Origin of the sequence: Thermincola ferriacetica, assembly GCF_001263415.1 — a bacterium.
GTDB classification, from domain to species: Bacteria; Bacillota; Thermincolia; order Thermincolales; family Thermincolaceae; genus Thermincola; species Thermincola ferriacetica.
Map to the genome: position 1 here is coordinate 1 of NZ_LGTE01000013.1, position 12,734 is coordinate 12,734.

A 12,734-nucleotide genomic window follows, 5' to 3' on the forward strand; every position below is an offset into this window, starting at 1 on the left:
TTCTAATAAGTCAGGCCGCCTCCCGTCCGGACACGCAATCTGCGTTGAGCGCCGGACTTCCCGGCGGCCTTCGCCATCTGCAAACATGCGGGAACTTCCTGCCTGCCCGGCTGCGGTTTTGCGGGCGCAGTCGCTCCCAAACGGTAGCCGGAGAACCCTGCCCACCCCTCCAATTGACTGGCATGGGAATTGGAACGGAGGAATAATTTAAACTTCCCAGCAGGGCACATTATTCTGGAGCGGGGACTTAAATCGTCCTCCGGCCCGCGACCCACGCAGTGGGAGCGGCTGCCGGAGGACGATTTCGTCCGTGAGCGGAAGAATAATGTGCCCTCCATTTCTTGAAAGGTTTATGTACTAACCTGACTGCCGGAGGCATAAGAATTAATTTAGATAAAAAGGGACGACGAGGAGGAAAATTATGAAGGTATACTTTTTCGAGTATTCCAGGATAGTGCGGAAATTGGCCTGGGTAGTGGGATTGTTCCTGGCCTTAACGCTGTTATATAAGTTTGTGCAGTATAATTTTCTGTCTACTGTATCAACTCAGTTCAAGCCTATTTATCAGGGTGATAACGGTAAAAAACAGATTGCTCTGACCTGCAACGTGGTCTGGGGAGAAGAATTTGTACCGGAAATGTTAAAAATACTGGAAAAGAACAAAGTGCACATTACCTTTAACATGGGCGGGCAGTGGGCCGAAAAGTTTCCTGAGCTGACCAGGCAAATAGCGGAGCAGGGGCACGAAATGGGAAACCATGGTTATTCACATCCTCACCCCACTTATCTGTCAAAAAAGCAGAATATCGATGAAATAAAAAAAACCGAAAAGATAATTTATCAACTGACAGGGAAAAAAACGAACCTGTTTGCTCCGCCATATGGGGAATATAACGACATGGTGCTGGAGGCTGCCGGAAGCATTGGCTACAAAACTATTCTCTGGAGTATTGATACTATCGACTGGCAGCGGCCGGCTCCTCAAGTCATTGTAGACCGCGTCATGAGAAAAAGCCATAATGGGGCTATAGTTTTAATGCATCCAACAGCCCCTACTGTAAAAGCTTTGCCTGAAATAATTCGGCGGTTATCGGACGAGGGATATAAATTTGTAACGGTTTCAGAAATTATTGGTATAAAGTAAATGTGGAGGTAATATGAAAAGGTTTCGCGCAGGGATCATTTTTTTCACAATATTTTTGTTAAAAGCGAATACCTGCCTGGCCTGGCAACCGGCTGTTTCGGCCGATGCTGCCGTACTAATGGATGCCAATACCGGTCAGGTATTATATGCCAAAAATGCTCATAAAAGAAGGCCGCCTGCCAGTACAACAAAAATTCTGACCGGCATTCTCGCTTTGGATATGGGAAACCCTGCAGAAACAGTGGTAGTGAGCCCCAGGGCGGCCGCCGTGGGAGAGTCAAGTATCTACCTCTCGGCAGGCGAAAAATTAACCCTGGATGAATTAATTCAGGGAGCTTTAATGAAATCAGGCAATGATGCATGTGCAGCCATTGCAGAACATATAGGCGGCAGCATTGAGATGTTCAGCCAGCTTATGAATTTAAAAGCCAAAATGTTGGGGGCATGGAACTCAAATTTTATTAATCCTCATGGCCTACCAGCTAAAAACCATTATTCTACGGCTTATGATTTGGCTCTCATTGCCAGATATGCTATGCAGAATCAGCGTTTTGCCGAAATAGTAGCCCAGAAAGAAAAAGAGATAGATTGGTATGGGCAGAGTTGGAACAGACATTTGAAGAATACAAATAAGTTATTATGGAGATATATATGGGCTGACGGTATCAAAACCGGCACCACCAAGGCGGCCGGACAGTGCCTTGTATCGTCTGCCAGCAAAGATTGTCGTAAGTTGATTGCTGTCGTTTTAAAAAGCGGTGACCGTTACGGTGATTCTATACAACTTTTTGAATATGGGTTCAATAATTATTATTACCAGCAGGTTGCTGTTGCCGGTGAATATTTTGGTTATGCCGATGTGCAAAACGGTTTATATCCCAAAGTGCAACTGGCTTTTAAATCTGACCTGGGCGTACTTGTACCTAAGGACCGGCCAGGCAGTTTAGAAAAGCGGCTGGTTCTTGAACGGAAACCGCAAGCCCCTGTGAAAGCCGGACAGACTTTGGGCTGGATGGAAGTAAACATTGACAGACAAAGGGTTGGCAGGGTAGAACTGGTTGCCTTAAATGAAGTACCGGAAAATTCACTGAAAAACCGGGTGCTTTCATGGATACAGAAGATTATTGGCTGAAGTCGGCCATAGTTTCGACATTTTAAAAAAAAATTAAAGGAATTTCGCTTGCTTTCGCGAATGTAATTTAGGTATTTTAAAAAGTCTTTTTCCACCTTACCTAAGGAGGATTTTTTAATGTATATTAAAGAACAATTGCCGAACGGTATCAGAGTTGTTACAGAAGAAATACCTCATGTGCGTTCAGTTTCCATAGGACTGTGGGTTGGCGTCGGTTCCCGTGATGAAACAGATGAAAACAGTGGCATTGCTCATTTCATCGAGCACATGATGTTTAAAGGGACCAAGAACAGGTCTGCCAAACAAATAGCTGAGGAACTTGACGCAATAGGCGGCCAGTTAAACGCTTTCACTGCCAAAGAGTATACCTGCTATTATGCCAAGACCCTGGACGAGCATTTTCCCAAATCACTGAATCTGCTGGCAGATATGTTTTTTAATTCTCTTTATGACCCTCAGGAAATAGATAAGGAAAGGAATGTTATTATTGAAGAAATCAATATGTATGAAGATGCTCCCGATGAGTTGATCCACGACCTTTTTGCCAGCACGCTTTGGAACAACCACCCCCTTGGCAGGTCAATAATAGGTACCAGGGAAGTGGTGGAAAAGATAAACCGGGCAGATATAATTTCCTTTTTAAAAACCTTTTATACCCCGGATCAATTGGTCATAGCTGTGGCAGGTAACGTGAAACATGACAGGGTAATGGAACTCATTACTCCTTTATTTGACCGGATGGAAGGAAAGAGCACGGCCCGTAATTATGCAAAGCCGGTCCCTGTATACCAGGTAGCCACGAAGAAAAAAGACACGGAGCAGGTTCACCTGTGTATTGGCGTCCCCGGACTGCCATTGGACCACGAACAGATATATTCCCTCTACGTGCTGAACAGTATTCTGGGCGGAGGGATTAGTTCCCGGCTGTTCCAGGAAATCAGAGAAGAACGAGGATTGGCTTATTCTGTTTATTCTTATCATAATTCCTACAAAGACGCTGGTCTGTTTTCCATTTACACTGGACTGAGTCTGAAAAACATTGGGCCGGTAGTGGAACTGATTTCCAGAGAACTTAAACAGATTAAAGCAGGTAAGGTAACGGAAGAAGAAGTTTTTCGGGCCAAAGAACAACTGAAGGGAAGTCTGTACCTGGGCCTGGAAAACGTTAGCAACAGGATGAGCAGGATAGGAAAATCGGAGTTGTGCCTCGGTCGTATTATTACCCCTGAGGAAGCCGTGGAAAAAATCAACCGTGTCGGGATAAAAGATGTCCAGTTACTGGCTGAACAGCTTTTTGCCTCGGATAAAATGGTATTGACGTCTATTGGCCCCATGGACCATAAAATTGATATTGTACTTTAGTTTTTTGCGGAGGAAATTATGAAAGAAATAAGGCTGGCGATAAAAAGACTGGAGCATGCCCGGGACCTGCCCCTGCCCAGGTATATGACAGAGGGTTCAGCGGGAATGGACTTATATGCGGCTGTTGAGGAAACTCTGGTACTTGAACCAGGGGAAATAAGGCTTATCCCTACGGGCATTGCTATTGAATTACCGCCCGGTTATGAGGCGCAGATCAGACCGCGAAGCGGTTTAGCCTTAAAATACGGCATTTCTTTTGTAAATACTCCCGGAACTATCGATGCTGATTATCGGGGGGAGATAGGGCTCATTATGATTAATTTCGGTAACCGGCCTTTTACCATCAACCGTGGCGACCGGGTTGCCCAAATGGTCATTAATGAAATAGTGAAGGCTCATATAACGGAAGCGGAAGTACTGACTGAAACGGAAAGAAATGCCGGAGGTTTTGGACACACAGGAAAATAATAACGTCATAAATTACCACCCCTCACATATTATTTAGTGGGGGGTGTCCTATTTGATTCAACTGGCTGTTATATTCGGCCTGATAGGGTTATCGGTTTATCAACGGGTTAAGATCAGGGCACAGTCACAAACAGGTATCGGTGAGATTCTCGGAAACAGCAAGGCTTCCATGCTTTCAGAAGCTATCGGTAATCTAATCGCCACAGCCGGTGGAATATACTTGTCATTGATACTGTTGGCGACTTTTCTTGGACTGGAGCTGCCTTCCACGGTGGAATTATACAGTATAAGATTTGAACCGGTAGCCGGCACCTCGTTAATGTTGGCCTTGATACAGCCCTTTATCCAGAGAATCTGGAGTTTGTTATTTAAATAATTATGGGGTGTTAATATGAGGCTTAGTGATTTGGAAGGTAAAGAAATAATAAATATAAACGACGGCTCCAGATTGGGAGTCATCGGCGAAGCTGACTTGATCATTGACCCCCGGACGGGGTTAATTCAGTCAATCATCCTGCCGCAGAAAAATAACCTGATCAGTTTCTGGGTTGATAAGCAGAACATTATTATTCCCTGGGAAGCAGTGAGAAAGATAGGCCAAGAGGTTATTATTGTAGACCTGGACAGCACAGTGCCGAATTTATCGAGCTATTTAGGGTAGGAAGCTTTCTAAAAAGGCAGTCCCAATGTATTACAGGTACAGGGATAGGTTAAACGCCTGTCCCTAGGATTGAAGAGAAAATTTTTCAGAACTGCCTTTGTCAACAGGATGAGGGATAGGTGTTAAATACCTATCCTTTTATCTTTATGAAAGGACTGCCTTTTTAGAGCCGGATCGGGCGCGAAAACTTGAGTATACATTATACCAATCGGCCATAACTTGACATATTCAGCCATTTATAAGAAAATAAAATTTAAGGTATTATGAGGCATTAAAGTTTCAGACCATAAAGGGGTTGGTTTTTATCAACAAAATAAAGGTGGTTGTAAACGGAGCTTGCGGTCGGATGGGCCGGGAGGTTGTAGTAGCTATTCACAAGGAACCGGACATGGAATTGGTCGGTGCCATAGACATACGTAACAATGGTTTTGATATTGGCCCGTTAGTAGGATTGGAACCTACCGGAGTACTGGTAGTCCGCAACCTTAATAAACTGTTACAGGAAACAGATGTAGACGTAGTAGTGGATTTCACCGGACCCGATACTGTATATAAAAATATGAAAACTGTTTTGGAGAACAAGGTAAATTTAGTAGTTGGTACAACGGGAATTTTACCTGAACAGCTTGAGGAAATCAAAAAAATAGCGGAAGCACAGGGGTTAGGCGTACTCATTGCCCCTAATTTTGCCATAGGCGCTGTATTAATGATGAAATTTGCTGCCCAGGCTGCACGATATCTGCCTCATGTGGAGATAATTGAACTTCATCACGACCAGAAACTGGATGCACCCTCAGGGACAGCTTTAAAAACGGCAGAACTAATCCAGCAGAACAGAGCTGTTTTCCGGCAAGGTCATATCAACGAATATGAAAAAATAAGCGGAGTCCGGGGCGGAGAATTTGAAGGTATGAGGATTCACAGCATTCGGCTCCCGGGCTTAATAGCCCACCAGGAAGTTATTTTCGGTGGGTTAGGACAAACCCTGACTATAAGGCATGATTCATTAAACAGGGAATCTTTTATGCCTGGAGTTATTCTTTCCATTAGAAAAGTAATGGATATGAAAGGAGTGATTTACGGCCTGGAAAATTTAATAACAGAATAACCGTAGTCTTTCAGACAAGCACCTCCCCATCGTATGATTCATATATTGAAAGTAGTTGGTCGTACGAAGGAGGTCGTCTACTGCATGTGTTCAGAGCTTAAAGGGATACCCATAGCTGTAATCGGCGGGGATGACAGGGAATTGTATCTTGTTCCCGAATTGCTGAAACTTGGGGCCATTGTGAGGGTTATCGGCTTACCACAATTCGGACAACACTCTATGATTCAGAACTGCGAAAGTTTGCACGAGGCTGTCCGGGATGTAAGGTTTATCATTTTACCCATGCCGGGGATTGACGAAAACGGAAGGGTCAGAGCTCTTTATTCGCCTGTACCGCTGGTTCTCGATGAGAATGTGATGTCCGGCATATCGCCGGAAACCGTTATATTTGTAGGTGTGGCAAAGCCACGACTTAAGGAATTGGCGCAATATCGAAACTTAAAACTGATTGAACTGGCAGACATGGATGAGGTGGCCATTCTAAATTCCATTCCTTCTGCGGAAGGAGCAATTCAGATGGCCATGGAGGAATTGCCGATTACCATCCACGGCAGCCGTTCTGTAGTTTTAGGTTTCGGCAGGACCGGCATGACGTTGGCCCGTGTACTTGCAGCTATGGGGGCAAAAGTAAGTGTAGTGGCACGGAAAGCTTCTGACCGGGCCAGAGCTTATGAAATGGGATTTGAACCCCTGACGTGCCTCCAGCTTGGTGAGTGCCTTGCAGTAGCAGATGTAGTATATAACACAGTTCCGGCGATGGTTTTGGGTAGAGATGTTTTGGAATGTGCCAAACCTGGCCTACTGATTATTGACCTGGCTTCTGCACCTGGCGGGACCGATTTTAGCGCCGCTGAAGAACTGGGTATCAAAGCAATCCTTGCGCCAGGATTACCGGGAAAGGTAGCGCCAAAAACCGCAGGGCTTATTTTGGCTAAGGTTATACCGGATCTCATCAGGCAAGAAATGCTGACTGCTACAAAGGCCTGTAACGGCTCTGGAAATTAGTCGGAGGTGCTAATATGCGTCTGAAAGATAAAAGGATTGGTTTTGCTGTCACAGGTTCTCACTGCACCTTAAAAGAAGCACTGGCACAGGTTGATGTTTTTATAAAAGAAGGAGCCACGGTTGTTCCCATCATTTCCAAAACGGTAGCCGAAGATGACACTAGATTTGGAACGGCTGAGCACTGGAAAGAATTCCTCAGAAAAACATGCCAAAAAGAACCAATAAATTCTATAACCGATGCTGAACCTATAGGTCCCCAAAGACTTCTTGATGTCCTCGTAGTAGCTCCCTGTACAGGTAATACCCTGGCTAAACTGGCTAATGGCATTACCGACGGCCCGGTACTTATGGCCATAAAGGCCCATTTACGTAACCAGCGGCCCGTCGTACTGGCTATAGCAACCAATGACGGATTGGGTATGAATGCCAAAAATATTGGACTTTTGTTAAATATGAAAAACATTTATATGGTACCTTTCGGGCAGGATAATCCGAAGGCGAAGGAGAATTCTTTGGTTGCGCATATGGATTTGTTGCTGGACACAACCCTGGAGGCGCTGAAGGGTAAACAATATCAACCTGTTCTCATAGATTACCTGGATTAAAATGTAAAAGCTTGTGGTGCGGGTGTTAGCCTTAAAATAGATCTTGCAAAAAGACGGAGGGGAAGTTATGAAAAAATTTAACGTAGCAGTTGTAGGCGCCACTGGCGCAGTAGGACAAGAACTTCTTAAAATCCTGGCCGAACGCAATTTTCCGGTAAAAAGCCTGAAACCTCTGGCTACTCAGAGGTCAGCCGGAAAACAGATACCTTTTGGCGGAAATACTTATACTGTTGAAGCTACTACGGCCCAGGCTTTTGACGGCGTTGATATCGCCCTGTTTGCGGGCGGGTCGGCAAGCAAAGAGTTTGCTATTGAAGCCGCCAACCGAGGAGCTGTGGTTGTTGATAACAGCAGCGCCTTCAGAATGGACCCGAAAGTGCCTTTGGTAGTTCCGGAAGTAAACCCTGAAGATGTGAAAAACCATCAGGGGATAATTGCCAACCCGAACTGTTCAACCATTCAAATGGTTGTTGCCTTAAAGCCCATTCATGACGCAGCCAAAATCAAACGGGTTGTCGTATCTACTTACCAGGCTGTGTCGGGCGCCGGTAAAGAAGCCATCGATGAACTTACTGAACAGGTAAAAGAGTTGGCAGAAGGTAAGGAAGTTGTCCCGAAGGTTTTTCCGTACCAAATTGCCTTTAATCTGATTCCCCATATTGATGTGTTTGCTGATATGGATTATACAAAAGAAGAATGGAAAATGGTTAACGAAACCAAAAAGATCATGCATGACGATTCTATTCAAGTAACTGCAACCACGGTACGGGTTCCTGTTTACCGCAGCCACTCTGAATCTGTCAATATAGAAACCGAACGAAAAATTACTGCCGAAGAAGCTAAAAAAGTACTGGCTTCTGCTCCTGGCATAATCGTATTGGATGACCCCCGGGAAAAAAAATATCCCATGCCACTGTTTACTTCTGACCGCGACGAGGTGTTTGTCGGGCGGATAAGAGAAGACAATTCTATAGAAAACGGCTTAAACATGTGGGTTGTAGCAGACCAGTTGAGGAAAGGGGCTGCAACAAACGCTGTCCAGATAGCTGAATTGTTAATCAAATATAACTGCCTGTAAGAGGTGAATGACTTGAAATACCTGGTCCAGAAATTTGGTGGCACATCTCTGGCAAACAGTGAGCTGCGCGAAATGGTGGCGCAAAAAATAATCCGTGCTAAAAACGAAGGTTATAGTCCGGTGGTAGTTGTTTCGGCAATTGGCCGGCAGGGAGACCCCTACGCAACAGATACCCTACTTGAATTTGTGGAAAACATTTCCCCGGATATTCCTCCCCGGGAATTGGATACACTGATGTCCTGCGGTGAAATCATTTCCGGAGTGGCTATGGTTGCCACCTTAAGGGCCAAGGGGTATAATGCCGTATTTCTGACCGGGTCCCAGGCAGGCATAATTACTGACGACTGTTTTACCGACGCTCATATCCAGGAGATAAACCCGGCTTTGATCCACAAGTATGCCCACCAGGATACTATAGTTATTGTAGCAGGTTTTCAAGGAGTGACGAAGGACGGGGATGTCACAACTCTAGGCCGGGGCGGAAGTGACACCACTGCCGCTGCTTTGGGAGTCGCTTTAAATGCGGAAGCTGTTGATATTTATACCGATGTGGACGGTATTATGACAGCTGATCCACGCATAGTGGATGATGCCAAGACTCTCAATGTAGTTACCTATAATGAAATTGTCCAGCTTGCTCATGAGGGGGCCAAAGTAATTCACCCACGGGCAGTGGAAATCGCTATGCAAAAAAATATTCCCTTAAGGGTGAAATGTACTTTTTCCGATGCGCCCGGTACCTTAGTTACTGCCCAAAGCGAAAACGGCCCCATTGAAATACAAAAAGACAAGGTTATAACAGGCATTGCTCATATTCCCAACGTAACCCAACTGAAAATTATTACGGCTAATTACCCGGAAATTGAGGATGCTCACCTGAAGATATTCAAGGCTATGGCTTTGGCCGGTATAAGTGTTGATTTTATTAATGTTTACCCGGAAGAGGTTATTTTTACCGTAAAGGACCAGGTCAGCGCCAAGGCTATAGAGATTCTGCAGAACATGGGGTTTGCCGTGGAGGCAGTTCCCGGTTGCGCCAAGGTATCGGCTGTCGGGGCAGGCATGGCCGGGGTTCCGGGAGTAATGGCCCGCATAGTGGAGGCATTAGCAGAAGAAAAAATTAAGATTTTGCAAACTGCTGACTCTCATTCTACCATCTGGTGTCTGGTAAAACAGGCAGATATGGAAAGAGCGATCCGGGCGTTGCACAAAAAATTTAAGTTAAACGAATAAATAACAGTGGTGTATTTTAAAAAAGTAGGAAGGTGAAAGATTTTGGAGACATTCGGACGGGTTATGACAGCCATGATTACGCCTTTTGACAAGGATCTGGCTGTGAACTTCGGAGAGGTCAGAAAAATTGCCCGGTACCTGGCAGATAACGGTTCCGATGGCATTGTTGTCGCCGGCACAACGGGAGAATCGCCGACCTTGACTAAGGAAGAAAAGCTGCGACTTTTTGAAGTAGTTATGGAGGAAGTAGGAGACAGGGTTACAGTAATCGCCGGAACAGGATCTAATGTTACTGCTGATTCCGTTAAACTGACCAAAGAAGCCGAATCCATAGGTGTTCACGGGGTTATGCTGGTGACCCCTTATTATAATAAGCCCCCGCAAGATTGTCTGTATAACCACTTTAAAACCATTGCTGCGAATACAAGTCTTCCGGTGATGTTATATAATGTTCCCGGGAGGACTGGCTGCAACCTGCTTCCCGATACGGCAGCCAAACTTGCTAAGATAGATAATATAGTTGCTTTAAAAGAGGCCAGCGGTAGTTTGGACCAAGTAGGTGAAATAAGGCGGAAGACCCCTGACAATTTCATGATTTATAGCGGCGATGACGGGTTGACGCTTCCTCTTCTGGCTGTGGGATGTTGCGGTGTGGTAAGTGTAGCAGCTCATGTTGTCGGAAAGGAAATGAATGAGATGATTGCCGCTTTTCAAAGAGGAGATGTAGAAAAAGCCAAAAGTATTCACCTCGATTTATTACCGGTATTCAGAGCCATGTTTATCACCACCAGTCCTATACCGGTAAAGGCAGCCATGAATATGTTGGGCTTTGCCGCCGGCGAACTTCGGCCGCCACTGGGACCTGCGGGTCCTGCTGAAAGCGAGGTCATCAGAAAAACGCTGCTACAGAAGGGTATATTGAAGTAAAAAAAAGCGTACAACAGTGCGCTTTTTTATTTAGGAAATTATGCTTTGATGCAATGGATGCTTTTGTTCATTAAGCCTGTGCTGTCTTTGTATTAAAATACCGGGACAAGGTTATAATATTTGATAGTCTTGGCGGGAATGTTAAGTAAAATTACCTTGTTAGTAATTAGGAAATCAATTATAATATTAACAGGTGTTTATGGTCGGCTGTTATTATTAAAATCTGAATCCAGAACGGGTTGACAACCGGATATTTTCCTCTGCTTCTCCTGGTTTTCTCATGTTTTTTGTTTGATGTTTGCGAACAGGAGGTGTAGAGATGGCCAAAGAATTGAAATTAAATTTGATACCACTAGGTGGTTTAGGTGAAATTGGTAAAAACATGATGGTGGTGAAGTACGGGGAAAATATTTTGGTCATTGATTCAGGTTTAATGTTTCCGGAAGAGGAAATGTTAGGGATTGACGTTGTAATTCCTGATATTACCTACTTGCTTGAGAATAAGGATATTGTTCGGGGAATAGTTCTAACTCATGGACACGAGGATCATATCGGGGCGTTACCCTATATTCTGAAGGATTTAGACGTTCCCGTATACGGTACCAAGTTAACATTGGGACTTTTACAGGGAAAACTGAAGGAAAACAATATGTCTAACTGCGTTACTCTTGTAACGGTTAAACCGCGTGACGTTGTCGATATCGGGCCGTTTAAAGTTGAATTTATAAGAGTTAGCCACAGTATTCCCGATGCAGTGGCTATTGCAATCCACACTCCGGTTGGAACGGTTTTACATACTGGAGACTTTAAACTGGATCAAACACCGGTAGACGGCGATGTAACGGATTTTCACAGGATTGCCGAGCTGGGACAAAAAGGTGTACTCGTACTGCTATCCGACAGTACGAATGTGGAAAGACCGGGTTATACTATGTCAGAGAGAGTAGTAGGCGCTACCTTTGACGAAACCTTCAGGATGGCAAAAGACCGTATAATTATTGCCACCTTTGCATCTAATGTCCACAGGTTGCAGCAAGCCATTTCCACGGCTTATAAATACGGGCGGAAAGTAGCCATAGTCGGCAGAAGTATGCTGAACGTGGTCAGTATAGCCAGTGAATTAGGTTATATTAAATTCCCCGAAGATATTTTAGTTGATTTAGATGAGATCAATCGTTTGCCAAGCAACCAGGTAACTATCCTTACGACCGGCAGTCAGGGTGAACCCATGTCTGCCCTGACCAGGATGGCATTAAATGACCATCGGCAGGTAGAAATTATACCGGGAGATACAGTAATAATCTCAGCCACACCGATTCCGGGAAATGAAAAACTTGTTGCCCGAACCATAGACCACCTTTTTAAACAAGGCGCCAATGTAATATACGAATCTTTTTCCGGCATTCATGTTTCCGGACACCCCAGTCAGGAAGAATTAAAAATGATGATCAACCTGGTAAAACCCAAATTTTTTGTCCCAGTGCATGGAGAATACAGGCATCTGATAAAACATGCGCAGTTGGCCGTGGATATGGGTATTCCCAGTTCAAACGTTTTTGTCGCGGAAAATGGACATGTTTTGGAATTTTCCAGGCATCGCGGCCGGATAAGCGGTAGGGTTACTGCCGGTAAAGTGCTTGTAGACGGTCTCGGGGTGGGGGATGTAGGAAATATAGTGTTACGTGACCGGAAACAACTGTCACAGGACGGTATATTAATTGTCGTTGTGACCATTGAGAAAGAAACGGGGGGAGTAGTTGCCGGCCCGGATATTGTATCCAGGGGCTTTGTTTATGTAAGGGAATCCGAAAAGCTCATGGAAGAAGCCAAGGAAAAAGTAAAACTGGCGCTGGAAAAATGCGAGGAGAAAGGGATTACCGAGTGGGCATCCATTAAGTCCAACGTGCGGGATGCCATCGGTAAATATCTGTACGAGAAAACCAGAAGAAGACCGATGATTTTGCCCATCATCATGGAAGTGTAAAATACGCAGCTTTGTGCTGCGTATTTT

General features: G+C 44.8%; 13 protein-coding genes. All 13 read left to right on the forward strand.

Annotated features, from left to right (window positions below):
- Nucleotides 1-421: 421 nt before the first annotated feature.
- The 13 genes from Tfer_RS09275 to Tfer_RS09335 all read left to right on the forward strand — a co-directional run bounded on the left by Tfer_RS09275 (nt 422) and on the right by Tfer_RS09335 (nt 12,707).
- Nucleotides 422-1,144 carry a polysaccharide deacetylase family protein gene (locus tag Tfer_RS09275; protein ID WP_013120264.1) on the forward strand — a complete coding sequence of 241 codons (723 nt, stop codon included), beginning with the start codon at nt 422-424 and terminating at the stop codon, nt 1,142-1,144.
- 13 nt (nt 1,145-1,157) lie between these two features.
- The gene (locus Tfer_RS09280) at nt 1,158-2,276 is read left to right on the forward strand and encodes a D-alanyl-D-alanine carboxypeptidase family protein (RefSeq protein ID WP_052218154.1); all 1,119 of its coding nucleotides are present in this window, start codon (nt 1,158-1,160) and stop codon (nt 2,274-2,276) included.
- Nucleotides 2,277-2,393: 117 nt separating this feature from the next.
- The gene (locus Tfer_RS09285) at nt 2,394-3,638 is read left to right on the forward strand and encodes a M16 family metallopeptidase (RefSeq protein ID WP_052218155.1); all 1,245 of its coding nucleotides are present in this window, start codon (nt 2,394-2,396) and stop codon (nt 3,636-3,638) included.
- A gap of 18 nt (nt 3,639-3,656) precedes the next feature.
- Nucleotides 3,657-4,106 (forward strand): dUTP diphosphatase, encoded by a 450-nt coding sequence (gene dut / locus Tfer_RS09290; protein ID WP_052218156.1) that lies wholly within the window; start codon nt 3,657-3,659, stop codon nt 4,104-4,106.
- Nucleotides 4,107-4,158: 52 nt separating this feature from the next.
- Nucleotides 4,159-4,482, forward strand: coding sequence for a hypothetical protein (locus Tfer_RS09295; protein WP_013120268.1), 324 nt, complete (start codon nt 4,159-4,161; stop codon nt 4,480-4,482).
- Nucleotides 4,483-4,497: 15 nt separating this feature from the next.
- Nucleotides 4,498-4,767: a YlmC/YmxH family sporulation protein gene (locus tag Tfer_RS09300; RefSeq protein ID WP_041587731.1), complete on the forward strand. Its 270-nt coding sequence runs from the start codon at nt 4,498-4,500 to the stop codon at nt 4,765-4,767.
- A gap of 304 nt (nt 4,768-5,071) precedes the next feature.
- Nucleotides 5,072-5,875, forward strand: coding sequence for a 4-hydroxy-tetrahydrodipicolinate reductase (gene dapB, locus Tfer_RS09305; protein WP_152909025.1), 804 nt, complete (start codon nt 5,072-5,074; stop codon nt 5,873-5,875).
- 84 nt (nt 5,876-5,959) lie between these two features.
- Nucleotides 5,960-6,880, forward strand: coding sequence for a dipicolinate synthase subunit DpsA (gene dpsA / locus Tfer_RS09310; RefSeq protein ID WP_052218157.1), 921 nt, complete (start codon nt 5,960-5,962; stop codon nt 6,878-6,880).
- Between the two features lie 14 nt (nt 6,881-6,894).
- A complete protein-coding gene (locus Tfer_RS09315) occupies nt 6,895-7,485 on the forward strand; it encodes a dipicolinate synthase subunit B (protein WP_052218158.1) in 591 nt (196 codons plus the stop codon).
- Nucleotides 7,486-7,552: 67 nt separating this feature from the next.
- Entirely contained in the window at nt 7,553-8,563 is a 1,011-nt protein-coding gene (locus Tfer_RS09320) for an aspartate-semialdehyde dehydrogenase (protein WP_052218159.1), read from the forward strand.
- Between the two features lie 12 nt (nt 8,564-8,575).
- A complete protein-coding gene (dapG, locus tag Tfer_RS09325; protein WP_052218160.1) occupies nt 8,576-9,796 on the forward strand; it encodes an aspartate kinase in 1,221 nt (406 codons plus the stop codon).
- 42 nt (nt 9,797-9,838) lie between these two features.
- Complete coding sequence (gene dapA, locus Tfer_RS09330) at nt 9,839-10,723, forward strand: 4-hydroxy-tetrahydrodipicolinate synthase (RefSeq protein ID WP_052218161.1); 885 nt, start codon at nt 9,839-9,841, stop codon at nt 10,721-10,723.
- A 319-nt stretch (nt 10,724-11,042) separates the two neighbouring features.
- Nucleotides 11,043-12,707, forward strand: coding sequence for a ribonuclease J (locus tag Tfer_RS09335; RefSeq protein WP_013120276.1), 1,665 nt, complete (start codon nt 11,043-11,045; stop codon nt 12,705-12,707).
- The last annotated feature ends 27 nt before the right edge of the window (nt 12,708-12,734 follow it).

Coding starts and splice junctions, on each gene's coding strand:
- Tfer_RS09315 (WP_052218158.1), top strand. CDS start 6,895: ATGCGTCTGAAAGATAAAAGGATTGGTTTTGCTGTCACAGGTTCTCAC.
- Tfer_RS09335 (WP_013120276.1), top strand. CDS start 11,043: ATGGCCAAAGAATTGAAATTAAATTTGATACCACTAGGTGGTTTAGGT.
- Tfer_RS09280 (WP_052218154.1), top strand. CDS start 1,158: ATGAAAAGGTTTCGCGCAGGGATCATTTTTTTCACAATATTTTTGTTA.
- Tfer_RS09300 (WP_041587731.1), top strand. CDS start 4,498: ATGAGGCTTAGTGATTTGGAAGGTAAAGAAATAATAAATATAAACGAC.
- dpsA (WP_052218157.1), top strand. CDS start 5,960: ATGTGTTCAGAGCTTAAAGGGATACCCATAGCTGTAATCGGCGGGGAT.
- Tfer_RS09320 (WP_052218159.1), top strand. CDS start 7,553: ATGAAAAAATTTAACGTAGCAGTTGTAGGCGCCACTGGCGCAGTAGGA.
- dut (WP_052218156.1), top strand. CDS start 3,657: ATGAAAGAAATAAGGCTGGCGATAAAAAGACTGGAGCATGCCCGGGAC.
- Tfer_RS09285 (WP_052218155.1), top strand. CDS start 2,394: ATGTATATTAAAGAACAATTGCCGAACGGTATCAGAGTTGTTACAGAA.
- Tfer_RS09275 (WP_013120264.1), top strand. CDS start 422: ATGAAGGTATACTTTTTCGAGTATTCCAGGATAGTGCGGAAATTGGCC.